Annotated in this window: 23 protein-coding genes; 10 read left to right on the forward strand and 13 right to left on the reverse strand. The window is 61.9% G+C overall.

Annotated features, from left to right (window positions below; all coding sequences use genetic code 11):
• Positions 1-179: 179 nt before the first annotated feature.
• Positions 180-2,594 (forward strand): VolA/Pla-1 family phospholipase, encoded by a 2,415-nt coding sequence (locus QLG02_RS14990; protein WP_282465553.1) that lies wholly within the window; start codon positions 180-182, stop codon positions 2,592-2,594.
• 134 nt (positions 2,595-2,728) lie between these two features.
• On the opposite strand, the gene glpG is transcribed toward QLG02_RS14990, so the two are convergent.
• On the reverse strand, positions 2,729-3,562 hold the full coding sequence (glpG, locus tag QLG02_RS14995; RefSeq protein WP_011704134.1) for a rhomboid family intramembrane serine protease GlpG: 834 nt from the start codon (positions 3,560-3,562) through the stop codon (positions 2,729-2,731).
• Complete coding sequence (gene glpE / locus QLG02_RS15000; protein WP_011704135.1) at positions 3,559-3,882, reverse strand: thiosulfate sulfurtransferase GlpE; 324 nt, start codon at positions 3,880-3,882, stop codon at positions 3,559-3,561. Before glpE ends, glpG begins: the two co-directional genes overlap by 4 nt.
• 169 nt (positions 3,883-4,051) lie before the next feature.
• On the opposite strand from glpE, the gene QLG02_RS15005 reads away from it, so the two are divergent.
• Positions 4,052-4,639, forward strand: a complete 588-nt coding sequence (locus QLG02_RS15005; protein ID WP_282465554.1) for a LysE family translocator — start codon at positions 4,052-4,054, stop codon at positions 4,637-4,639.
• On the opposite strand, the gene QLG02_RS15010 is transcribed toward QLG02_RS15005, so the two are convergent.
• From QLG02_RS15010 to QLG02_RS15035, 6 genes are all read right to left on the reverse strand, one after another.
• Entirely contained in the window at positions 4,636-5,469 is an 834-nt protein-coding gene (locus QLG02_RS15010; protein ID WP_282465555.1) for an AraC family transcriptional regulator, read from the reverse strand. The two genes, QLG02_RS15005 and QLG02_RS15010, sit on opposite strands and share 4 nt — an antisense overlap.
• A gap of 3 nt (positions 5,470-5,472) precedes the next feature.
• Positions 5,473-6,174, reverse strand: coding sequence for an ATP-binding cassette domain-containing protein (locus tag QLG02_RS15015; protein WP_282465556.1), 702 nt, complete (start codon positions 6,172-6,174; stop codon positions 5,473-5,475).
• 10 nt (positions 6,175-6,184) lie between these two features.
• Positions 6,185-6,958 (reverse strand): high-affinity branched-chain amino acid ABC transporter ATP-binding protein LivG, encoded by a 774-nt coding sequence (gene livG / locus QLG02_RS15020; protein WP_011704139.1) that lies wholly within the window; start codon positions 6,956-6,958, stop codon positions 6,185-6,187.
• Entirely contained in the window at positions 6,955-8,223 is a 1,269-nt protein-coding gene (locus QLG02_RS15025; protein ID WP_226032630.1) for a high-affinity branched-chain amino acid ABC transporter permease LivM, read from the reverse strand. The genes livG and QLG02_RS15025 overlap by 4 nt, the downstream gene beginning before the upstream one ends.
• Positions 8,220-9,146, reverse strand: a complete 927-nt coding sequence (gene livH, locus QLG02_RS15030) for a high-affinity branched-chain amino acid ABC transporter permease LivH (RefSeq protein ID WP_011704141.1) — start codon at positions 9,144-9,146, stop codon at positions 8,220-8,222. The genes QLG02_RS15025 and livH overlap by 4 nt, the downstream gene beginning before the upstream one ends.
• Before the next feature lie 64 nt (positions 9,147-9,210).
• Positions 9,211-10,332 (reverse strand): branched-chain amino acid ABC transporter substrate-binding protein, encoded by a 1,122-nt coding sequence (locus QLG02_RS15035; RefSeq protein WP_016348967.1) that lies wholly within the window; start codon positions 10,330-10,332, stop codon positions 9,211-9,213.
• Between the two features lie 435 nt (positions 10,333-10,767).
• Here QLG02_RS15035 and QLG02_RS15040 point away from each other — a divergent pair, with 435 nt between their 5' ends.
• Complete coding sequence (locus tag QLG02_RS15040; protein ID WP_011704143.1) at positions 10,768-11,772, forward strand: substrate-binding domain-containing protein; 1,005 nt, start codon at positions 10,768-10,770, stop codon at positions 11,770-11,772.
• Between the two features lie 81 nt (positions 11,773-11,853).
• On the opposite strand, the gene norR is transcribed toward QLG02_RS15040, so the two are convergent.
• Positions 11,854-13,380 (reverse strand): nitric oxide reductase transcriptional regulator NorR, encoded by a 1,527-nt coding sequence (gene norR, locus QLG02_RS15045; RefSeq protein ID WP_282465557.1) that lies wholly within the window; start codon positions 13,378-13,380, stop codon positions 11,854-11,856.
• 170 nt (positions 13,381-13,550) lie between these two features.
• Here norR and norV point away from each other — a divergent pair, with 170 nt between their 5' ends.
• From norV to QLG02_RS15070, 5 genes are all read left to right on the forward strand, one after another.
• Complete coding sequence (gene norV, locus QLG02_RS15050) at positions 13,551-15,035, forward strand: anaerobic nitric oxide reductase flavorubredoxin (RefSeq protein WP_282465558.1); 1,485 nt, start codon at positions 13,551-13,553, stop codon at positions 15,033-15,035.
• The gene (gene norW / locus QLG02_RS15055; protein ID WP_282465559.1) at positions 15,032-16,198 is read left to right on the forward strand and encodes an NADH:flavorubredoxin reductase NorW; all 1,167 of its coding nucleotides are present in this window, start codon (positions 15,032-15,034) and stop codon (positions 16,196-16,198) included. Before norV ends, norW begins: the two co-directional genes overlap by 4 nt.
• Before the next feature lie 51 nt (positions 16,199-16,249).
• Positions 16,250-16,591 carry a DUF1971 domain-containing protein gene (locus QLG02_RS15060; RefSeq protein WP_016348974.1) on the forward strand — a complete coding sequence of 114 codons (342 nt, stop codon included), beginning with the start codon at positions 16,250-16,252 and terminating at the stop codon, positions 16,589-16,591.
• Between the two features lie 118 nt (positions 16,592-16,709).
• Entirely contained in the window at positions 16,710-17,927 is a 1,218-nt protein-coding gene (locus tag QLG02_RS15065) for a 4Fe-4S binding protein (RefSeq protein ID WP_282465560.1), read from the forward strand.
• A 288-nt stretch (positions 17,928-18,215) separates the two neighbouring features.
• A complete protein-coding gene (locus QLG02_RS15070) occupies positions 18,216-19,442 on the forward strand; it encodes an aromatic amino acid transporter (RefSeq protein WP_282465561.1) in 1,227 nt (408 codons plus the stop codon).
• 80 nt (positions 19,443-19,522) lie between these two features.
• Here the strand turns inward: QLG02_RS15070 and QLG02_RS15075 are convergent, their stop codons facing one another.
• The 3 genes from QLG02_RS15075 to QLG02_RS15085 form a co-directional block, all read right to left on the reverse strand.
• Positions 19,523-20,002: a DM13 domain-containing protein gene (locus QLG02_RS15075; protein WP_024945475.1), complete on the reverse strand. Its 480-nt coding sequence runs from the start codon at positions 20,000-20,002 to the stop codon at positions 19,523-19,525.
• 113 nt (positions 20,003-20,115) lie between these two features.
• A complete protein-coding gene (locus QLG02_RS15080) occupies positions 20,116-20,520 on the reverse strand; it encodes a g-type lysozyme inhibitor (protein WP_282465562.1) in 405 nt (134 codons plus the stop codon).
• 260 nt (positions 20,521-20,780) lie between these two features.
• Positions 20,781-21,161, reverse strand: a complete 381-nt coding sequence (locus QLG02_RS15085) for a hypothetical protein (protein WP_158198263.1) — start codon at positions 21,159-21,161, stop codon at positions 20,781-20,783.
• A gap of 565 nt (positions 21,162-21,726) precedes the next feature.
• On the opposite strand from QLG02_RS15085, the gene QLG02_RS15090 reads away from it, so the two are divergent.
• The gene (locus QLG02_RS15090) at positions 21,727-22,233 is read left to right on the forward strand and encodes an AAA family ATPase (protein WP_282465563.1); all 507 of its coding nucleotides are present in this window, start codon (positions 21,727-21,729) and stop codon (positions 22,231-22,233) included.
• Between the two features lie 109 nt (positions 22,234-22,342).
• On the opposite strand, the gene QLG02_RS15095 is transcribed toward QLG02_RS15090, so the two are convergent.
• Positions 22,343-22,774 (reverse strand): hypothetical protein, encoded by a 432-nt coding sequence (locus tag QLG02_RS15095; RefSeq protein WP_139392397.1) that lies wholly within the window; start codon positions 22,772-22,774, stop codon positions 22,343-22,345.
• A 436-nt stretch (positions 22,775-23,210) separates the two neighbouring features.
• Between QLG02_RS15095 and QLG02_RS15100 the strand changes: the two genes are divergently transcribed.
• On the forward strand, positions 23,211-23,657 hold the full coding sequence (locus tag QLG02_RS15100) for a hypothetical protein (protein WP_282465564.1): 447 nt from the start codon (positions 23,211-23,213) through the stop codon (positions 23,655-23,657).
• Positions 23,658-23,711: the final 54 nt, after the last annotated feature.

A 23,711-nucleotide genomic window follows, 5' to 3' on the forward strand; every position in this document is an offset into this window, starting at 1 on the left:
GCTGTTAACCTATCGAGTCCCGTTTCTATTCCAATTCCTTGATGCTGTACACAAAAAAAGCAGATCAGATGACCGACCAGAGGCTTAATAATTGTTGCGTTGCTGTTAAGATGTACCGGTCGGGTTCTCACCCAACTCAGTCAGCATTTCATGGATAACAACTAAAAAGAGATAAGGATATGAAAAAGAAGCTAATTTACGCCGCGGTTGTCAGTGCTATGCTGGCTGGCTGTGGTGGCAGTGACGATAACAAAGGCGACACCTCCAGCTATCTCGACTATCTGTTGACCGGTTCCAACGCTGTGCGCCCCAGTGCTCTGGCAGCCCGGGCCAGCGATGGCACCCTGAAATTCTCCACCGAAACGGCAGATCTCTCCAACCCGGTCTCGGCCATGTCGACCCTGGATGGCTGGTCCACGACCCAGGCAATCCAGATCGTGCCCGTGACCTCGTCCGGCATCCAGGTGCAGGCCCCGGCCGCGGCGGAGTTTGCCGCTTCGGTCGCGCCGCTCTACCTGCTGGAGCTGAGCTTTGACAGCGCCGCCCTGCGCCCGAACGGCGTGAAGAAGGTGCTGACCTACGGGGTGGACTTCGTGGTGGCCGCTTCGGCCGGAAAACTGAACCTGGTGCCGCTCAAGCCGCTGAATCCCTCCTCCTACTACATGATCGTGGCCACCGACTCCCTCAAGGACAGCAGCGGCAACGCGGTCAAGGCCGGCAACGACTACGGCAACTACAAGAACAACGTCGGCAGCAATGCCCAGGAGCAGACCATCAATGGTCTGATCGCCCTGCAGGAAGGGCTGTTCAAGGCTGCCACCGGCGTCTCCACCGATCACGTCATCTTCTCCGACTGGTTCGGTACCCAGTCTGGCGCCGACGTGCTGGTCGCGGTGAAAGGGGCTGCGGCGTCCGTGCTGAAGAGCCCGACCCTGGATGCGGCCGCCCTGTGGAAGCAGGATGCCAAGGGCAACACCAGCCTGCCGGGCACCTATACCCTGAGCGTGACCGGCAGCAATGCCTTCCTGACCCAGCTGGACGCCGAGCAGTTCCTGCCGCAGGAGCAGAAAGATGCGCTGGCCACCGCCTTCGGCCCAGGCGCCCCGCTCAACCCGATTGCTCAAGCGACCAAGGTCTATACCGGCATCGTCAAACTGCCTTACTTCCTCTCCTCGCCGGCTACTGCCGGTTCCTGGGACAAGGCCAAGACCCAGTCCTGGCACGGTGCCATCCCTAGCCTGTACGCCATCGCCAATGCCCTGAAAGCGGGCGACAGCGAAGTGATCGCCGGGCTGGTGGGGGCGGGTGTGGATCCGGCCTTGCTGGCGACGCTGATTGCCGATCCGACCCGTCAGGCAGAGCTGCTGGCCGAGGCGAGCAAGCTGATCGGGGTGACCCTCACCTCCGGCGGCAAGCCGCTGGATGCCGAGCAGAACATCGGCCGCTTCAACCCGCTGCCCAAGCTGGAAGAGGTGCAGTCGGTGCCGATGCGGGTCTTCGCCAAGGATGCCCTCAATACCATCACCGACGTGATCATCTATCAGCACGGTGTCACCTCGGTGAAAGAGAACGCCTATGCACTGGCGCTGGGTCAGATCTATGCCGGCATGCAGGCAGGCAAGAAGGTAGCGCTGGTGGTGATCGATCACCCGCTGCATGGCGAGCGCGGCTTCGCCCTGAGCGGCAGCATGGCGACCGTGACCACCTCCGAAAATCCGACCCCGTATCTGAACCTGAGCTACCTGACCGTGGCCCGCGACAACCTGAAACAGAGCGTGGCGGATCTGCTGGGCCTGCGTCTGGCGGTCGGTCTGGCCAATGCCAAGGGTGCTCTGGGCGTGGCTGGCATCAAGGTGCACTTCCTGGGCCACTCCCTGGGTGCCATCTCCGGTACCAACCTGCTGGCGGTTGCCAACCAGCCGATCGGCAATGCGCAGGCGGATGCCCTGTTCAAGTTCGACACCGGCGGCCTGGCCATGCCGGGTGGCGGCATCGCGCCGCTGCTGCTGAACTCGCCGACCTTCGGTCCGACCATCAAGATGGGCGTGCTGACCAGCGGCAGTGCCGAGCTGAAAGCGGGCTTCACCGCCTACGCGCCCAACTGCAAGACCGCGGTGCCGACCTGCTTCGTCAACGAGTTCCTGCCAAGCCTGAGCACTACCCAGCAGGCGGCAGCGGCCAGCACGTTGCAGAGCTACAGCTTCGCGGCCCAGTCGGTGCTGGATTCTGCTGACCCGATCAACCTCGGCCGAGGCATCCAGAGCAGCTTCCCGCTGTTCGCCACCGAGATCGTCGGCGATGGCGCGCTGAGCCTGTCTGACCAGGTGATCCCGAACAGCATCGCCTCCGCCCCGCTGGGTGGTACCGAGCCGCTGTTCAAGGTGCTGGCACTGCAGCCGCTGACCGCCACCGGTGCGGCCAGCCACAACGCGGCCCGTTTCGTGGCCGGTGGCCACAGCTCGTTGCTGGCGCCGGACGAGAACTTCGACCCGAGCGGCGATGTGACCACCGAGATGCAGTCCCAGTTCGCCAGCTTCTTCATGAGCGGCGGTACTGCGGTCAAGGTGACTGACGGCAGTCTGCTCAAGCAGTAAGCCAGTCGGCCAATAAAAACGCCGCCCCTCGGGGCGGCGTTTTGTTTTCCAGCATCGCGCTTGTCGCTGGTTCAGGCAGGTCTTGTCGGTGGCTGAGCAGCTTGAGCTTGCTGCACCTCGATGACCATTACCACTCAGGCGGGTTGGTGGTGTCTGTCCAGCCAGCCTTGCAGCAGCCCGACCAGCAGACCGGCCAGGTGAGCCATGTTGGCGGTGCGGGTGCCGAGCAGATCGAAGAAGCCGAGTGCCAGCCAGAACAGCATGAAGCCCATCAGCGCCGGTGGCAGGGTGAGGCCGCAGGCCGGCTGCAACTTGCTGCGCAGCCAGCAGTAGCCGAGCAGGGCATAGACCACCCCGGAGAGGCCGCCAAACAGCGGGCCGCTGGCGAAGAACTCGGCCAGGTTGGGCAGGGCGGCGCCTACCAGCAGCAGGATCAGCAGCTTGCCGCTGCCGAGCCGTTGTTCGATCTGGCCCCCCAGATACCACCACCACAGCAGGTTGAACACCAGATGCAGCACCGAGAAGTGGATGAAGGCCGGAGTGAAGTAGCGCCACGCCTGCCAGTCGGTGAACTGGGCCAGGGTCGGGTGGAAGGCCAGCTCATCGAAGATCGGCAGGCCGATGGCATCGAGTCCGTAGATGGCCAGACAGGCGATGATCACCACCAGGGTCAGCGGCCCGGCCTGATGCAGGAAGTCGGTGACCGGGTCGGTCATCCCCTTGCTGTAGTCGATGCGGGCATCGGCCCGGCCGGATTGCCAGGAGGCTTCCATGTAGCGGGGGTGGGTCGGCTCGGCCAGGAAGCGTTTCACCTCCAGCTGGGCCTGGGCGAGGCGCTGTTCGTCCGCCAGCCAGACCGAGACGCCAAGCTCGGACTGGGTCAGTTCGCATGAGATGCCGAGGGTGGAGAGATAGTCCACCAGCGCCTGGGCCATGCGGGCATTGTCGAGCACCAGCAGCTGGATCATGCGTCGCCCGCCTGGATCGGGAACTCCCTGCGCCACGCCTCGAAGCCGCCATCCAGGCTGTAGACCTCATCGTACCCCTGTTGCAGCAGGTACTGGGCGGCACCCTGGCTGCTGTTGCCGTGATAGCACATCACGATCACCGGGGTATCGAAGTCCACCTCGTTCATGAAACGCACCAGGGTGCCGTTGGTGAGGTGGAAGGCGCCGACCGCGTGGGCCGTCTCGAACGACTGGGGGTCGCGAATATCCACGAGGCGGGCTGCACCGGCGGCAAGCTTCTGGTGGGCATCATGGGCACTGATATGGGCAAACTGGTCCATTAACATGTCCTGCGAATAGGTGATTGAGGGTCAGTTTACCGCAAGCGGGGGCCGGCGCTAAGCCCGCAATGTATCCGGTTATTGCCGTGACCGATCGCAATTTCCTTCAATACCGGGGGCGGGGTGCCGGCTAGGCTGGGGGCTCCTTTTGTCGATACGAGCGTTATTCATGGAGACGAGTCTGCTGTTATCCATGGCCGGGTTTGCCCTGGCCATGTCCATCACCCCGGGGCCGGTCAATCTGGTCGCCCTCGGCAGCGGCGCCAGGCACGGCTTTGCGGCCAGCCTGCGCCACGTGGTCGGGGCGACCCTGGGGTTCATTCTGTTGCTGCTGTTGATGGGACTGGGGCTGGGCGCCACCCTGCTGCAATGGCCGCTGGCGGCGGATGCACTGCGCTGGGCCGGGGTGATCTTTCTCGGCTGGATGGCCTGGCAGCTGCTGGTGGACAGTGGCCGGGTGGAAGGGGTCGACGGGGTGGCCCCCTCCTTCTGGTACGGGGCACTGATGCAGTGGCTCAACCCCAAGGCCTGGCTCGCCGCCAGCATGGGGATGGGCGCCTATGGCAGTGCGGGCGGGGTGGGGCAGGTGGCCCTGTTCAGCGGCCTCTACCTGGTCATCTGTCTGTGCTCCATCGCCTGCTGGGCCTATGCCGGCAGCCGATTGCAGGGGGTGCTGCTCGCGCCGCAGCGGCTGCGCTGGTTCAACCGGGCGATGGCGCTGTTGCTGCTGCTCTGCGCCGCCTATCTGGTGCGCTAGCCCAGCCGGGTCAGCTGATTGCGGTAGTGACCCGGGGTGGCAGCCACCCGCCGCTTGAACTGGCGCTGGAAGTGGGCCTGATCGGCAAAACCGCTGGCCAGCGCCACCTCTGCCAGAGGCTCTCCCCGCCTGAGCAGGGTGCGGGCATGGCGGATGCGCTGATCGAGCAGGTAGGCGTGGGGCGTCATGCCGTAATGGCGGCTGAAGCTGCGCACGAAGTGAGAGGGGGTGAGCCCTGCCACTGTACTCAATTGCGCGAGGGTGAGGGGGCTGCTGCAGTCGTCCTGCATCAGTTCGGCGGCCCGCTGCAGGTGCTGCGGCGGCCGATCGTCCCAGCTGGCCGGGGTGAGCCTGGCCAGCAACTGGCGACTGAACTGGTGGCAGGCCACCTCGCGCGCGAGCGGCTCCGACTCCTGCCACAGCTGCCGGTGGAGCCGGCACAGCCCCTGATAGAGCCAGGGATCCCGGCTTGCGGTCATGTCGAAGGGGAGAAACGTGTCGCCCAGCCCCGCCTCTTCCTGCTGGCGCTGCAGCCAGCCGGTATCGAGATAGAACATCAGATAGGACCAGGGCTCATCCGCAATCGGGTTGCAGGCGTGAACCTCTTCCGGGTTCATCAGCACCAGGTGGCCGCGGCCGACCTCCTGCCGGCTGCGCTGGTTGAGATAGTGGCTGTGGCCGCCGGTGATGGCGCCGATGGAGAAGTGGGGGTGGCTGTGCTTGTCATAGCAGACGCGGCGGCCATCCTGCACCGCCCGCGCCTCGATGAAAGGCAGGGCCGGATCGTGCCAGAAACTGTGGTGATCCGGCGCCGTGTCGGCCCTGCTCATGGGTCAGCCGCCGAGATAGGCCTGGCGGACGGCCGGGTTGGCCAACAGGGCCGCCCCCGTGTCCTGCAGTACCACGTGGCCGTTCTCCAGCACATAGCCGCGATCGGCCAGCTTGAGCGCCTGGTTGGCGTTCTGCTCCACCAGGAAGATGGTCATGCCGTCGCGGCGCAGCTGCTCTATGGTGTCGAAGATCTGCTGGATGACGATGGGGGCCAGCCCCAGCGAGGGTTCATCCAGCAGCAGCAGGCGCGGCTTGCTCATCAGGGCGCGGCCGATGGCCAGCATCTGCTGCTCGCCGCCGGACATGGTGCCGGCGCGCTGCTCCAGGCGCTCGTGCAGGCGGGGGAACAGGGTGAAAATCTGATCCAGCAGGCCGCGCTGCTCGGCCTTGTCGACGAAGAAGGCCCCCATCAGCAGGTTCTCCTCCACCGTCAGGCGAGCGAAGATGCGGCGCCCCTCCGGCACCACGGCGATGTCCTTGCGCATGATGCGGGCGGTGGAGAGCGAGTCTATCTGCTCTCCCTCGAACCAGATGGAGCCGCTGCTGGGCTTGGGCTCGCCGCACAGGGTCATCAGCAAGGTTGTCTTGCCGGCGCCGTTGGCGCCGATCAGGGTGACGATTTCCCCCTCTTGTACCTGGACGCTGACGTCGTGCAGCGCCTGAATTTTGCCGTAGTGGGTCGATACGTTGCGAAGTTCTAACATCTTTTTGTCCTTACGACTCGCCCAGATAGGCCTTGATCACTGCCGGATTGCTGCGGATCTCGTCCGGCTTGCCGTGGGCCAGCGGGGTGCCCTGGTTGACCACGAAGATGCGGTTGGAGATCTCCATCACCAGCTTCATGTCGTGCTCGATCAGCAGCACCGAGACCCCGAACTCGTCCCGCAGGTTGGAGATGAGCTCGTTCAGCTCGTCGGTCTCGTGGGGGTTGAGGCCGGCGGCCGGCTCGTCCAGCATCAGCAGCTCGGGCCGGGTCGCCATGCAGCGGGCAATCTCGAGCCGGCGCTGCTGGCCATAAGCCAGGTTGCCGGCGGCGCGGTTGGCGAGATCTTTGAGCCCCACCTTCTCCAGCCAGAAGGCGGACTGCTCCAGCCCCTCCCGTTCGGCGCGGCGAAAGGCCGGGGTCTTGAACAGCCCGGCCAGAAAGCCGGTGTTGAGGTGCCTGTGCTGGGCTACCAGCAGGTTTTCCACCGCCGTCATGTCCTTGAACAGTCGCACGTGCTGAAAGGTGCGCACTATGCCCTTGCGGGCGATGAGGTGACCGGGCAGCCCCTGGATCTCCTCGCCCTTGTAGCGGATGATGCCGCCGCTCGGGCGGTAGAAACCGGTCAGGCAGTTGAAGACGGTGGTCTTGCCCGCTCCGTTGGGGCCTATGATGGAGATCACCTCCCCCTTGTCCACGTCCAGCTTGACGCCGTTGACCGCCAGCAGGCCCCCGAAGCGCATCGACAGATCAGAAACTTCCATTAACTTCTGATTGGCACTCATTTCTTTAACTCCAGATGCGGACGGGTCATCGGCAGCAATCCCTGTGGCCGCCAGATCATCATGAACACCATCAAGAGGCCGAACATCAGCATGCGGTACTCGTTGAACTCGCGCGCCAGCTCAGGCAGCACCGTCATCACGATGGCGGCCAGCACCACCCCGATCTGGGAGCCCATGCCGCCCAGCACCACGATGGCGAGCACGATGGCCGACTCGATGAAGACGAAGGACTCCGGGCTGATGAAGCCTTGGCGCGAGGCGAAGAAGCTGCCGGCGAAGCCTGCGAAGCAGGCACCAATGGTGAAGGCGGTCAGCTTGATGATGGTGGGGTTGAGCCCCAGCGACTTGCAGGCGATCTCGTCTTCCCGCAATGCCTCCCAGGCGCGGCCGAGCGGCATGCGCAGCAGGCGGTTGATGACGAACAGGGTGGCGATCACCAGCACCAGCGCCATCAGGTAGAGGAATATCACCTTGTGGTTGGCGTTGTAGGCGATGCCGAAGAACTCGTGGAAGGTCTCGAAGCCGCCATCCTTGACGGTGCGGTTGAACTCCAGACCGCCCAGGGTCGGCTTGGGAATGCCGGAGATGCCGTTCGGGCCGCCGGTCAGGCTGGTCATGTTGTTGAGCAGGATGCGGATGATCTCGCCAAAGCCCAGGGTGACGATGGCCAGATAATCCCCTCGCAGCCGCAGCACCGGGAAGCCGAGCAAAAAGCCGAAGGTGGCCGCCGTCAGCCCGGCGATGGGCAGGCACTCCCAGAAGCTGAGCCCGAAGTAGCTGTTGAGCAGGGCATAGCTGTAGGCGCCGACCGCGTAGAAGCCGACATAGCCGAGATCGAGCAGGCCGGCGAGGCCGACCACCACGTTCAGGCCGAGGCCCAGCATGATGTAGATGAGGGCCAGGGTGGCCAGATCGATGGCACCACGCGAGGCCATGAAGGGCCAGCTCACCGCGAACAGCAGCACCAGCACGGCGGTGAGGTTATAGAGCTTGGGGGCCTCTTCGGGGCTCGGCAGCACCAGCTTGGTGAAGCCGACCGAGAAGCCGCTGATGGAGGCCTGAAACAGCCTGGATATCTGGCCGCGGAGCATCTGGAACCAGAACACCAGGGTGGCGCCGCCCAGCAGCCAGGTCAGCGACACGTCGAGCCGGCTGGTCACCAGCAGGCGAGTACCGTCGGTTTCGAGCTTGAAGCCGAGCAGCCAGAAGGAGAGCACCAGCAGCACCAGGCTGGCGATGCAGGCATGAATGAATTGTTTTTTCATACCTTTTCCACCTCCGGGCGGCCGAGAATACCGGTCGGCATAAACAGCAGCACGCCGATCAGCAGGGCAAAGGCCATCACATCCTTGTACTCGGTACTGAGGTAGCCGGCGGTGAGCGCCTCGACCACACCGAGCAGCAGGCCGCCCAGCACGGCGCCGGGAATGCTGCCGATACCACCCAGTACCGCTGCGGTGAAGGCTTTCAGCCCGGCCATGAAGCCGAGGTAGGGGTTGATGACGCCGTAATACATGCCGAGCAGCACGCCGGCGACGGCGGCCAGGGTAGCCCCCAGCACGAAGGTGATGGAGATGACCACGTGGGTGTCTATCCCCAGCAGGTTGGCCATCTTGATGTCTTCCGAACAGGCGCGGCAGGCGCGGCCCATGCGGGAGCGACCGATGAACTGGGTCAGCGCCAGCATGGTGATGAAGGTCACCACGAAGATGATGAGCTGCATCCAGGAGAGGCTGGCCTGGAAGCCGTCGGCTTCACCCAGGGTCCAGCCGCCGGAGATCAGGGTGGGCATGGCGATGTCGCGCGAGCCCTGGGCCATCCGCATCATGTTCTGCAGGAAGATCGACATGCCGATGGCGGAAATGAGGGGGATCAGCCGGTTGCCGCCCCGCAGCGGGCGGTAGGCGACCCGCTCTATGGTCCAGCCATAGGTGCCGGTGATGACGATGCTGACCAGGAAGGCGCCCCCCAGCAGCAGGAAGGTGCTGTCGATGCCCATCATCATGAGCCCCGCCATCACCATGAAAGCGACATAGGAGCCGATCATGTAGACCTCGCCATGGGCGAAGTTGATCATGCCGATGATGCCATAGACCATGGTGTAGCCGATGGCGATCAACGCATAGGTGCTGCCTATGGTTAACCCGTTCAGCAACTGCTGAACCAGGTAAAGGAAGTGTTCGGACATACTGCGTTCCCTGTACTTGCCCGCAAAGAAAGGAGGGGTGACTCATGTCACCCCGACCGGCAGATTATTTGACTTGAGTGGAGGTACCGTCGGCGTGCCACTGGAACACACCGAATTCAAAGCCTTTCAGGTCGCCACTCGGAGCCCAGCTCAGGGTGCCCATGACGGTATCGATCGGTGCGGCCTTGATGGCGGCAGCAACGGCAGCCGGGTCATCCTCACCCGCCTTGGCGATACCGGCAGCCAGGGTTTGTACCGCGGCATAGGTGGTCCACACGAACGGACCGGAGGAGTCCTGACCCTTGGCCTTGAACGCGGCCACCAGCGGGGCGTTGGCCGGCACCAGGTCATATTTGTTCGGCAGGGTCACCAGCAGGCCTTCGGAGGCCGGACCGCCGATGGCGGAGATGTCCTTGTTGCCGACCCCTTCCGGACCCATGAACTTGGCCTTGAGGCCCTTCTCGCCAGCCTGACGCAGGATCAGACCCAGCTCGGGGTGATAGCCGCCGTAGTAGACGAAGTCGACGTTCTCTTTCTGCAGCTTGGCGATCAGAGCGGAGAAGTCCTTGTCGCCGGCGGTGATGCCTTCAAACGCCACCACCTTGACGCCGGCCTTGTCCAGCGCCGCTTTCACGCTGGAGGCGATGCCTTCGCCGTACTGTTTCTTGTCGTGGATGACGGCCACGCGCTTGGGTTTGACCTGCTCGATGATGTACTTGGCGGCGGTCGGACCCTGGTCGCTGTCCAGGCCGATGGTACGCAGCACCAGCTGATAGCCGCGCTCGGTGATCTTGGGGTTGGTGGAGGCCGGGGTGACCATCAGCACGCCTTCATCTTCATAGATGTCGGAAGCGGGCAGGGTGTTGTCGGAGCAAAGGTGGCCGACCACGAACTTGACGCCGTCGTTGATCACCTTGTTGGCGACCGCCACGGCCTGCTTGGGATCGCAGGCGTCGTCATAGATGACGGCTTCGATCTGCTTGCCCTTGATGCCACCGGCCTTGTTGATCTGCTCGACTGCCATCTTGCCGCCGGTGAACTGCATGTCGCCGTACTGGGCGACCGGGCCGGTGACCGGACCGGCGATGCCGATCTTGATGGTGTCCGCCGCGTGGACCAGTGATACCGATCCGAACAGGGCCATAGAAACCGCTGTCCTGACTGCCATTTTGCTCAACTTATTCATCGATTCGTCCCTTAATCAGTGGATTGTTTCATTTTCCGTGTGCCATTCCGAACCGTGATCCCGCCAGTCCGGCAATAGGTATGGTTCTATCATTCCTCGCTGGGCAATAACAAGCTGTTAAAGATACTAACCAGAGAGGGTGGAATAGTGCTTTTTTGAAACAAATAACCAATATTGAAATCTGATTTAGATATTGATGCTGAAGGTGTTGATTAACATCTTCTCAACAAGGTGTGCTTTCGATAAATGATAGATGAAAAAACTGACGATATTTTACCCTGACACTGCTCCCATTTTGACCAAAATCCGTTTGCGCAAATAGAAAGGAGCGCCTAGATTAGCCAGAATTGACAATTCATTGGCAGTGCTCGTTAAAACCAAGCCTTTATTCGGGAAATCTGCTAATGTTCCGCCTTTGATCTTCAGGAGACAGAGATGGCCACTATCAAGGATGTCGCCTCCCGCGCAGGCGTATCCATCTCCACCGTCTCACATGTACTCAATCACACCCGTCGGGTCAGCGAAGACGCAACCCAAAAAGTGCTTGAGGCGGTGGCAGAACTCAACTACGCGCCCAACTCGGTAGCGCGCAGCCTCAAGATAAACTCGACCAAGACCATCGGCATGCTGGTGACCACCAGTGCCAACCCCTTCTTTGCGGAAGTGGTGCAAGGGGTGGAGGCGTACTGCTTCGAGCAGGGCTACAGCCTGATCCTCTGCAATACCGAGAACCAGCCGCCCCGTCAGCAGCACTACCTGCGCATGCTGATGGAGAAGCGGGTCGACGGTCTGCTGGTGTTGGGAACCGACATCGATACCCCGCTGCGCGACATGCTGCGCATCCACAAGAACGTGCCGCAAGTGGTACTGGACTGGGGTACCGAGTGTGACTTTGCCAACGTCATCAACGACAACGCCCGCATCGGTGCGCGTCTGGCCGTGCGCCACCTGCTGGAGCAGGGTCACCGCGACATCGTCTGCATCACCGGTCAGCTGGCCAAGCCGACCACCCAGCAGCGGCTGGACGGGGTGCGCGATGCCCTGGGCGAGCAGGGACTGACCCTGAAAGACGAGCAGATCTTCGAAGGGGATTACGAGAGCCAGAGCGGATTCGATGCCATGCAGCGGATCCTGGCCCTCAAGCCGCGGCCGACCGCGGTGTTCGCCTTCGACGATCCCATGGCGATCGGCGCCATCTGCGCCGCCTGGGAAGCCGGGGTCAAGGTGCCGGACGACATCTCCATGATCGGTTATGACGACGTGGAGATGGCGCGCTTCTCCAGCCCGCCGCTGACCACCATCCGCCACCCCAAGGCCGAGCTCGGCCTGCTGGCGGTGCAGCAGCTGGTGAGCCGGATCCGCAACAAGGAGCTGGAAGTCGAGTCGATGACGGTCCAGCCGGAGCTGATCGTTCGCCGCTCGGTCAAGTCCCTGCGCTGATCGCGCCACGGCAGAGCCATCAACAAGAAAACCCCCTCGCCAGCGAGGGGGTTTTTGTTTGATGGGCCCTGGATGGACGCCTCAGGCCTTGAGGCCGAGCCGCTTGGCGAGCCGGTGCAGGTTGCCGCTGTCGAGCTCCAGCGTGCGGGCGGTGGCGGCCCAGTTGCCGTCATGGGCGGCCAGGGTCTGCTCGATCAGCGCGAGCTGGAAGGCGTCGGTGGCGGCCCGCAGGCCGAGGCCGCCGGGCAAGGGGGCAACCGGCGCCATGGCGGGGCTGGTGGAGGGGGGCAGGGGGCCGGCTGCCAGGTTGAAGTGATGGCTGGCGAGGGTCGGGGCCTGGCTGCCCTGTTCGGCCCGCGCCAGCACGGCGGCGCGGTGGATGGCGTGCTCCAGCTCGCGCACGTTGCCGGGCCAGTCGTGGCGCTCGAGCAGTTGCAGCGCCTGTGGCTGGATGCGCAGCCGCTCCAGCCCCAGGCTGAGCCGGCAGCGCTCGCAAAAATAACCGGCCAGCAGGGGAATGTCGCCGGGGCGCTCGCGCAGTGCCGGGGCGTGGATCGGGAACACGCTCAGGCGGTGGTAGAGGTCGGCCCGGAACTGCCCCTCGACCACCGCCTGCTTCAGATCCCGGTTGGTGGCCGCCAGGATGCGCACGTTCACCTTGAGCGGGGTATCGTCGCCGATCCGCTGCAGATCGCCGTATTGCAGCACCCGCAGCAGCTTGGCCTGCAGCGGCAGAGAGAGCTCGCCGATCTCGTCGAGGAACAGGGTGCCCTGATCCGCCAGCTCGAACTTGCCCGCCCGGTTGTGGATGGCGCCGGTAAAGGCCCCCTTCACGTGGCCGAACAGCTCGCTTTCGGCCACGGATTCGGGTAGGGCGGCGCAGTTGAGGTAGACCAGCGGGGCCTTGGCGCGCTGGGAACCTCGATGCACCGCCTTGGCGATCAGCTCCTTGCCGACCCCGGTCTCCCCCAGGATCAGCACGTTCAGCTCCGAGTTCGCCACCACCTCGATCTCGTGGCGCAGCCGGGCCATGGCGGGGGACTGGCCGATCATCTCCGGCTGCTCAGGGCCGGGCCGGGCGCCGGGGACTAGCGGCTCGCTGCTCTGGCGGGCGAGCCGCTCCAGCAGCAGGGCGTTGTTGAGGGCGGCGGCGGCCAGGGCGCCCACCAGCCGCAGCTCCTCGTCGCTGATGGCGTCGAACTGGGTGGGGTTCATGCCGTCTATGGTCAGCGCGCCGATCAGCGCCTGATCCGAGAACAGCGGCAGGCCGACGCAGGCGTGCACCTTGAAGTCGTCGTGATCCGGCAGCAGGCCGTCATAGGGGTCGGGCAGGCTGCTGTCGGCAGGGAAGCGCACCACGTCGCCGGCGCGGGCGATGGCCTCCATGCGCGGGTGATCCTTGAGGGCGAAGCGGCGCCCCAGCACGTCCTGCATCAGGCCGTCGATGGCCAGCGGGATGAACTGGCCCCCCTCGTAGCGCAGCAGGGCCGAGGCATCCGAGTTCAGCAGGCTGCGCACGCTCTGGATCAGGCGGTGAAAGCGGTCCTGATGGGAGATGCCGAGTTGCAGGTCGAGGGCGATGCGCGCCAGGCTGTCGGTCGAGATCACGATGATTGTCCAAATGACAGTGTGTTTGTGATTTTGACTATAAAGAGAGATTGTCTAAATGACAATGAATGATTTTATTTGTAAATAAAAACAAAGTGTTATGAGTTGGCACATCCTCTGCAATAGCTGGTTCAGTCGAACATACACTATTGCATTCGAGGAACTGCCTGATGAGCATTCACGTCAAGAACAACATCCACTGGGTCGGCCAACGGGACTGGGAGGTACGCGACTTCCACGGCACCGAGTACAAGACCCACAAGGGCACCAGCTACAACAGCTATCTCATCCGCGAAGGGAAGAACGTGCTGATCGATACTGTCGATCACAAGTTCAGCCGCGAGTTCGTGCAGAACCTGGCGGCCGAGATCGATCTCGCCGCCATCGACTATGTGGTGATCAATCATGCCGAGGAGGATCACGCCGGCGCCCTGACCGAGCTGATGGCCCGCATCCCCGGCACCCCCATCTACTGCACCCACAACGCCATCGACTCCATCACCGGCCATCATCACCACCCGGAGTGGAACTTTCACCCGGTCAAGACAGGCGACAGCCTGGACATCGGCAACGGCAAGCAGCTGGTATTCATCGAAACCCCCATGCTGCACTGGCCCGACAGCATGATGACCTATATGACCGAGGACGCCGTGCTCTTCTCCAACGACGCCTTCGGCCAGCACTACTGTGACGAGCACCTGTTCAACGACGAGGTGGATCAGACCGAGCTGATGGAGCAGTGCCAGCGCTACTACGCCAACATCCTCACCCCCTTCAGCCCGCTGGTGACCGCCAAGATCAAGGAGGTGCTGGGCTTCAACCTGCCGGTAAGCATGGTGGCCACCTCCCACGGCATCGTCTGGCGTGAGGACCCCACCCAGATCATCCTGAAATACCTGGCGTGGGCCGATCACTATCAGGAAGACCGCATCACCCTCTTCTACGACTCCATGTCCAACAACACCCGCATGATGGCCGATGCCATCGCCCAGGGCATCCACGAGGTGGATCCGGGCGTGGCGGTGAAGATCTACAACGTGGCCCGCCACGACAAGAACGAGATCCTGACCCAGGTGTTCCGCTCCAAGGGGATACTGGTGGGCTCCTCCACCATGAACAACGTCATGATGCCCAAGGTGGCGGGCATGCTCGAGGAGATCACCGGCCTGCGCTTCCGTAACAAGCGTGCCTCGGCCTTCGGCAGCTACGGCTGGACCGGCGGCGCGGTGGACCGGATCCAGACCCGGCTGATGGACGCGGGTTTCGACATCAGCATCTCCCTCAAGGCCAAGTGGCGGCCAGATGGCTCGGCGCTGGCCGAATGCCGCGAGCACGGCCGTCAGCTCGCCCGTCAGTGGGCACTGCATCCGCTGGAGGCGCCCCGCCCGATCAGCGCCACTCAGACAGCCGTGACACCCGTCCCCGCAATGCCTGCTGTTGAGCCGAAAGCTGCAGCGGCGGCTGCCGAATGGGACGACGACCAGGCCATGCTCTGCACCGTCTGCCAGTGGGTCTATGACCCGGCCCAGGGCGAGCCGGATCAGCTGGTGGCGCCGGGCACCCCCTGGGCTCAGGTACCTGACAGCTTCCTCTGCCCCGGCTGCGGCATCGGCAAGGAGGTATTCGAACCCTGCGCCGTGGAGGCCTGTGTATGAGCGCAACAATTCAAACTGACGCCGGCATCAGCCGGGAGATAGTGGTGATCGGCAGCGGCTTCGCCGCCCAGCAGCTGGTCAAGAGCCTGCGCAAGCTGGACGCCGAGCAGCCCATCCGCCTCATCACCGCCGACAGCGGCGACGAGTACAACAAGCCGGACTTGAGCCACGTGGTGAGCCGGGGCTGCGCCGCCGCGGCCATGACCCGTCAGAGCGGCAGCGACTTTGCCGAGCAGCAGCGCATTGCGCTGCTGCCCCACAGCCCGGTGCTCGGCATCGACCCAGCCCGGCGGTTGGTGCTGACCGAGCAGGGGGAATTCCCCTATGGCCAGCTGGTGCTGGTCACCGGTGCCAGTGCGGTACGCCCCGAGCTGCCGGGCAGCGAACATCTGGTCACCCTCAACAGCCAGCAGGAGTATGCCGCCGCCGAGGGGGCAATCCAGCAGGCCCGCCGCATTCTGGTGCTGGGGGCCGGCCTCATCGGCTGCGAGCTGGCGATGGACATGGCGAGCGATGGCCGCGAGGTTACCCTGCTGGATCTGGCCGACAGCCCGCTCAGCGCCCTGCTGCCCGCCACTCTGACCCAGCCGCTGCAACAGGCGCTGCGCAGCCAGGGGGTCAGCCTGCAGTGCGGGACAGGTCTCGCCAGGATAGATGCCCAGCCGGGCGATAGCTGGCGGGTGACTCTGACCGATGGCCGCACCAGCGAGCAGGATCTGGTGATCGCCGCGATCGGCCTGCGGCCGAATCTGGCCCTGGCCCGCGGGGCCGGGCTGGCAGTGGAGCGCGGCATCCTGGTCGACGATCGGCTGCAGACCAGCGATCCCCACATCTTCGCGCTGGGGGATTGCGTGCAGTGGCAGGGTCAGCTGCTCCCCTTCCTGCAACCCATAGTGCTGGGGGCCAATGCGCTGGCGCGCACCCTGCTCGGCACGCCGACCCCGCTGACCCTGCCGCCCATGCTGGTGAAGGTGAAGACGCCGCGCTACCCGCTGCAGTTGGCCGGCCGCACCAAGGGCGAGGATCTCGCCTGGCAGTGCCGCTGGAACAGCCACGGCATGGTGGCCGAGGCGCGCGATCAAGCCGGTGAGCTGTGCGGCTTCGTGGTGGGGGGCGACCAGATGAGCGCCGCCTTCCCGCTGCTGCGTCAGCTGCCCCGTTAACCCCTTTCATTGCACCGGCCGGGCTGACCCGGCCATCTGAGGAGAACCGATATGGCCATGCAACTGATACCGTCTCACTGGGTGGTACGCCGCTCCACCCCCTTCTTCACCCGCCAGAACGTGCCCCAGGCCCTGCTCACCCACCACAACACCGCGGCCGGGGTGTTCGGCCAGCTCTGCGTGATGGAGGGGACCGTCACCTATCACGGTTTTGCCGACGAGCAGGCCGAGGAGCCCGAGCTGAGCCTGGTGATCCGGGCCGGGGAGTTTGCCACCAGCCCGCCCCAGTACTGGCACAGGGTCGAGCTGTCGGAGGATGCCCGCTTCAACATCCACTTCTGGGCCGAGCAGGCCGAATCCGACCAACCGTTGTTCAACAGCCGCAAGGCATAAGGTTCAACCATGGGGGGCATTGGGCGCAAATGTCCCCCTCTGCCCATGCAGATCAAAATAATCAATTCAGATGTCCTTTATCCTTGCCGCCAGTGGTGGATGAGGCAGTGAGGGAAACATGAGCGTGATCGAAGCCGTGACCATGGCCGCCGGCCTGGCCTATCTGGTGCTGCTGGCGTGGCAGGCGCGATCGGGCTGGCAGTGGCGTCTTGCCCTCGGCCTGCTGCTCATGCTCTGGTTGCTGGCGGCGGACAGCCTGCTCTGGCTCGGCATGGGGCTGGTGGCCGGCGCGCTTGCCCTCTGGCACCACCTGCGGCCGCTGCCCGCCCTCGAGGTGCTCGACAGCCAGTGGCTGCGGGCGCGCACACGCCAGCTGCTGTTGCTCTGCTGGGGGCTGGTGACGCTGCAGTACGGCCTACATGTCTGGCAGCTGGGACAGGGGATGAGCCCCTGGCTGGTGCGCCCGGACGTGGTGGACGGCTTCCTGCCCATCGCCGGCGGGCTCGGGCTGCGGGCCTGGCTCGGGCAGGGGCTGGTGGATCCGCACCATCCGGCGGCCACCGTCACCGTGCTGGTGCTCTCGCTGTCGGCCCTGCTGCTGGGGCGGGCGTTCTGTGCCTGGTTCTGCCCGCTCGGGCTGGTGGGTGAGTGGCTGCACGGTTTGCGCAGCCGATGGCTGGCGGGGGAGTGGACGCCGCCGCGCTGGCTCGATGTCGTGCTGCGTGGCCAGAAGTTTCTGGTGCTCGCCTTTCTGCTGTTTATCGTGCTGATCGCGGTGCCAAGCGCCGCCCTGCCCGGCTACTTCGCCAGCCCCTACCATCAGGCGGCGGACATGAAGATGGGAGCCTTCTTCTTCAACCTGACCCTGATTTCGGGCCTGTGCCTTGGCTGGGTGCTGCTGCTCACCGCCACCTTCCGACAAGGGTTCTGCCGCTACCTCTGCCCCTATGGCGCCTGGCTGGCCCTGCTCGGCCTGCTGACCCCGCTGCGCATTCGCCGTGACCCGGCCCGTTGCTTGCGCAGTGCGGGCCACGACTGCGACAAGTGCAGCCGGGCCTGCCCGTCGCGCATTCAGGTGCACCATCTGATCGCGGTGCGCAGCCTCGAGTGCACCAGCTGCCTGAGCTGCATGGCCGCCTGCCCCAAGCGGGCCGATGCGCTGCAGCTGGGCACGCAGGTGCACCGGCTCGCGCCTCGCCAGCTGCTGGGGCTGCTCTGTCTGTTGCTGCTGGTGTTGCCGCTGCTCGCTTACGGCCTGCTGGGGATCTGGGTCAGCCAGACGCCGCTGGCAGATCGCGCCCACCTGCTGCAACTGTTGCCGCAACTCACTCATTAAGTCACAAGGAGCCAGTTGCAGGCTGTCTGCGAAGGGCCCGTTGGGCAGCCAGAAAGTACACCCGCATTTGATACCTGAGGGGTAGCAGGGTAAAGTCCCTTCCCCGACCTGGCGGCCCTGCTGCCGTGTCGAGCCGGCAGCCCGCCCTGAGCGCACCTTGCTTCCCTTGCGAAGCAGCCAGCGCCGGGCGCCGGCACCTAGATGAGCGCGATCTACCATGACAACCGGCGTAGCACATGCAACGGTCCGCGGTCGCGATCAGATCCACAATCGTCTTTGGAGAAGTAAATGGGACAGAAACCATCGTTGGTGGGCGGGGCATGCATCATTGCCGGCGTCTGTGTAGGGGCCGGCATGCTGGGCTTGCCGAGTGCGGGGGCGGGCGCCTGGACCATCTGGTCGGTGCTGGCCATCACCCTGACCATGATCGTGATGACGCTCTCCGGCTGGATGCTGCTGGAGTCCTATCAGGGCTACCCGCTGCGCGTGTCGTTCGATACCGTTACCCGCGAACTGCTGGGGGAGAAGCTCAACGCCCTCAACAACCTCACCGTCTATTTCGTCGGCGGCATCCTGCTCTACGCCTACATCACCTCGGCCGGCCTCATCATCGACGGCATGACCGGCATCGGCAGCCAGTTGGGCTCAGTCCTGTTTACCCTGGGCTTCTCCGGCCTGGTGTGGCACTCCACTAGGGCGGTGGATTGCATCTCAGTAGTGCTGGTCATCACCATGGGGCTGAGCTTCGTGTTCGGCATCTCGGGCCTGTCGCTCAACATCAAGCCGACCCTGCTGTTCGATACCCTGAGCGAGCACGCCAGCTATGCCCCCTATGCGCTGGCCATGCTGCCGGTGGCGCTCACCTCGTTCGGTTATCACCACTCGGTGTCCTCCATGCGCGCCTACTACGGTGAGGAGCGCCGCGCCCGTTACGCCATCCTCGGCGGCACCGCCATCGCGCTGCTGTTCTACCTCATCTGGCTGGTGAGCGTGTTCGGCAACCTGCCGCGCAGCGAGTTCGGCCCCGTGGTAGCTCAGGGCGGCAACGTCGACGTGCTGCTCAAGGCGCTGGCCTCGGTGATCGAATCCGAGGCGGTCGCCAGCGCCCTCAACCTCTTCTCCATGGCGGCCATCCTCTCCTCCTTCATCGGGGTGGGGCTGGGGGTGTTCGACTATCTGGCGGATCTGTTCAAGTTCGACAACGGCCGTGGCGGCCGCGCCAAGTCGTGGGCGGCCACCTTCCTGCCGCCGCTGCTGCTCTCCCTGCTGTTCCCGTTCGGCTTCCTGATGGCCATCGGCTACGCGGGCGCCGTGGCTACCCTGTGGACCTGCATCATCCCGGCCTTGCTGGCCTGGAAGGTGCGCGCCGGCAAGGGCAAACAAGGTGAGAAGCAGGAGGGCTTCCGGGCGCCGGGCGGCATGCCGATGATCGCCGGTGTCTTCCTGTTCGGGGTGCTGACCGCGGCGTTCCACCTGCTCAACATGGCGGGTCTACTGCCCGTCTACACCGGCTGACACCCCGGCAGACTGCGACAAAAAACGGCGCCTGATGGCGCCGTTTTTTTATGATGCAGCATTGGCGGTCACCTGTGACGTTACTGCCGGTAGCGGGCGGCGGTGATGAACTGGCCGAAGGTCTCGCACCAGATGATTACGCTGTCATAGTCGGCCGGGTTCACATCGGCAGGGAGGGGGACGATAAAGTTGTCGAAGGTCTTCACCGGCCCGATTTTCACCATCTTCTCCTTCAGACGGGCAAAGTCGGCCTCAGTCTCGACGAAGGTGGGTGACAGGTAGAGCTGGTAGTCGGGGCCCGGCGCCAGCTTGCCCATCAGGCTGATGGCATCGGGTCCGATGCTGACCTGCCCTTCACCCCAGTGCAGCCGGTCGCTGTCTTGCAGATCCCGGCGAAAGGTGCCGTGAAAGCTGGCCTGAGCCTGCCGGGCGGCAACCTGCTCGTTGGCGGGGGCGGGCGGGGCTATCAGGATCGGCAGGGCATAGATGCCGGCCGCAAAGCCGGCGGCGCCCACCAGCAGATGGCTGGCCAGCAGCAGGGCCAGGGTTTTGCGTTGCATGGCTGTCTCGGTCGTTGATTAATTGATGGCACCACCCTACCAGCAGGCCGCCGTCATGCCCAGCCCGGAATGGGGGCATGACGGTGGTTGCACGGGCATCGCGTGGGCGGGGGTTACTGGATGCTGACCGACAGGGTGTGGGGCACCTGCTCGCCACGGCGGGCGGAGGCGCGCATCTGATAGACCTGGATCAGGTACTTGCCGGAGGTGGGCAGGGCGCCTTGCCACTGACCATTGCCATCGTTGCTGCCCAGCGCCTCGGCCTGACCGGGCAGGGCGCCGGGGGCGAAGACATTGAAGTTGGCGTTGCTGCTGCCGCCGATCTTGACCGTCATGGTCTGGCCCGCCTTGGCCACCAGGGTGTAATGGATGGTGTCATAGCCGGTGAAGCTGCCCTTGAGCTGGGCGCTGTGGGCCCCCTTGGCAAACTGCACCGGGACAGTGGTGACCTTGTCGGCGGCCTGCGCACCGGCGGCCATGGTGACGGCCAGCAGGGCGGCCTGGATTGCTCGTTTCATCGTTGCACCTCGTGAAGGGGCCCTGTCACCCTGGCAGAGCCGCCCCGACAAGATATGCCCAAATCGGCGGGTTGCCTATCCGGCTCAGAGATATCGTCCCGGCCGAGTTGGCATGAACAGGTGAGATACGTGGCGACGCCGCTTCGCATGTTGCAGATGCAGGTAAGTGACGGTCGAGCGGATTGTTAAAGCCGGGCGCAGCTGACGGGCCCGGCTTTGAGTTCACTCCTTTTACCGCGCCAGTCTGTGCGCGGGCAGGATTAGGGGTTGAAGCTGCGGGTGATCTTCAACTGATGAATCCCACCGGAGCACTGGGCATCATTGCCCCAGGCACTGACCGGCAGGCCGCGTTCCAGCGCCAGCAAGGCCATCTCGAACATGCCCCTGCCGGGGTAATCATTCAGGTTCTTGAAGACATGGAAGCTCGTGCTGCCCTGCTCATAATTCTTTTCCCATGAAATCACCACCGCATTGCCGGCGTCGGGGCCGCCACTGGCCGATTTGATATAGCCGGCATGCACATCGGTCAACATGACCCGATCAAGACACTGCACGTCGACCCGGTAAGTGGCCAAAGCACTGGTAGATAACATCAGGGTGGACAAGGCGGCCAACATAACGAACTTCTGTTTCATAATCATTCTACACATCTCCATTTGTGTGTTTCAGGTGAATGGCGGAAATTAAAATGGGGTGGTGGAAAAGGCCATGCCTATTTAATTCTGATAAGTCTGATATTGATTTTATATATTGCTTTGCAAGTGCATTGTTTGGGTGCCCTATTTTTACTTGAAAATAAGGTGTTGATTTTCAAAGGTTTGTTTTTGAATGTGGATGTCATCATTTTTCATCATCACGGTGATATGAAAGATGGTTGGATATATAAAACAACGCAATTTAAATGCTGCGTTGTTTATTTTTAGGTATGTATTGGCATAAATAACAGCTTCATTGATGAGGCACAACAAGAAGAAATGGGGGGTACCAAATATTTTTGTGGTTATTGCTATCCATCAGCCAGCCTGCACATGAATTTGGATGGTCGGTAGAGAGGCAGGCTTATATTCGCGCATATTCGATGACGACTGTCGAGCAAGAGAAGCCGCTGGCGGGCATATCCCGTGCCGCCCTGAACAAGACGCTGTAGGCGCGATGACAATCCGATACCCTATGGCTCTGGTTCTTCTTTTATCACGGGAATGGAACATGCTGATCATCTTCAGTGGTTTGCCGGGCAGCGGAAAAAGCACCATAGCACGGGCTCTGGCCCAGCAGCTGGGGGCCATCTACCTGCGCATTGATACCATAGAGCAGGCCATTCGTGCCGCTGAGCAGGCGGATAACGAGATGGGGCCGGCCGGTTATTTCGTCGCCTATGGGTTGGCTCGAGAGAACCTGGCACTTGGCTCGATCGTCATCACTGATTCCGTTAACCCCATCCAGCTGACCCGAGATGCTTACCACGACATCGCCCGCTCGGTCGGGGTGCCCTGTCTCGATGTCGAGGTGGTCTGCTCCAATCCTAAGCTGCACCGCGAGCGGGTCGAAAACCGGACGGTGGATATCGAGGGGTTGGCATTGCCGGATTGGCAGGCGGTGATCGATCGCGACTATCAACCCTGGGACAGTGAGCGTCTGATATTGGATAGCGCCACCCTGTCGGTTACCCAGAGCGTGGAAGCGATTGTCGCCGCGTTGGCAAAGCCGTTGTAGGTTCGATTGGCGCAACGTCATCGGACGAACGAGTGGCCTTGGTTGCGGTTGCTGTCGTGCAACAGAGGCGGCCAGCCGGAGGAGGAAATACGGCTGGCCGTTATGGCGATTAGAATGGAAGGCCTCCATTGATGGGAATCAAGAACCCCATGCTGTAGTCTTTTGACGCACTACCATAGTATCCACTAGCCACCACAAATACTTGCCCTGTAGAACCATCGAGAGGTTGACTATCAATCACACCATACCCCGGTGTTATTTTTTGTGCATCGCGAAGGCAGAAATGAGCAGTTTTTCTTGGTTCTAGAACAAATGGAGTATTGAGGCTCGGGATAATGTTCCAAGGAACAAAAGTACCATTAAAATTCTCACCATTTTTACCATATATCTTGACTGATACTTGAGCTGGCTCTCCAGAAACATTTGATATCTTGATACATGTCTGACCTACTTGCTCCAAGGTGTAAAAGTCTGGAATTATTGCTGTCCCTGCGAATGACAAGCTAGGTACGAGTAGTAGTGCGCTGGCTAAATATTTCATGTTGATCTCCTATGCATAATAAAACATTTGATATGGTACGTTAATTAATGTTTGTAGTAAGTATCCATATGAGGGATGTTTTATTATCTCGTGAAGAGGTATATGAGAAATATATTGGTAGCAGAGGATATAGATCCCGGAATCTAGCCCCTTTGTTGGCAAAGGCATCATAGGTCAGATTAGCAAGTTATAAGTCGGATGACTGATATGCTGTTGTTCTCGTTGTTCCTGCCAATCATCTGCGGCCAGCAAGTTGGACAGTTCGGTTGGCCGTTATGGCGGGTTAATCCATTTACGTGAAAGTTCGATTACACCCGGCGGTTAATCGAACCTGCTGGATCTATTTTTGACAGTCTTAAGCAGATATTATCTAATCTTAAAATTTTTTTAAAACCACTGAATGTCTAATTTTAAGTGGTGTTATATGAGGTGGTTTATGCAAGAAAAATTAAAATCTATATATGCATCTCAGTTTTTAATTGTTGATGAAGGTTTGAAAGCAATAGATGCGTATAGAAATATGCCTGCCAACATAAAATACTTTGAGATCGCCCGTGATGCACTATACAAACTGGCCGTGACCAACTGGTTGATGATCTTCGGAGAAGAGAGAAGAAACAATAAGATAACTGTTGGTCAATTATCCAAAAATTTGACAGAGTCTTTTGGTGATGGGGTTACAATATTTAAAAGTCCTTGTGATGTTAATATTTATGTCTGTGAGATGAAACATATTAGAGATAAGTATTTCTCTCATTTTGACATTGATGATTATGAGCATGGGGTGAAGCAGTATCGTCTTCCTAGCTTAGATATTGCATTTGAAACTTTTCATGCCTATCAAAACTATCTAATCAGTATTAGTGGTCATTTTAAAAAATGACATTTGAATAAAAATGGAAATTTAATGTTGGCAATAAATAAACGGCGCCCTGTG

The organism is Aeromonas sp. V90_14, from assembly GCF_029967615.1.
GTDB lineage: Bacteria > Pseudomonadota > Gammaproteobacteria > Enterobacterales > Aeromonadaceae > Aeromonas > Aeromonas hydrophila.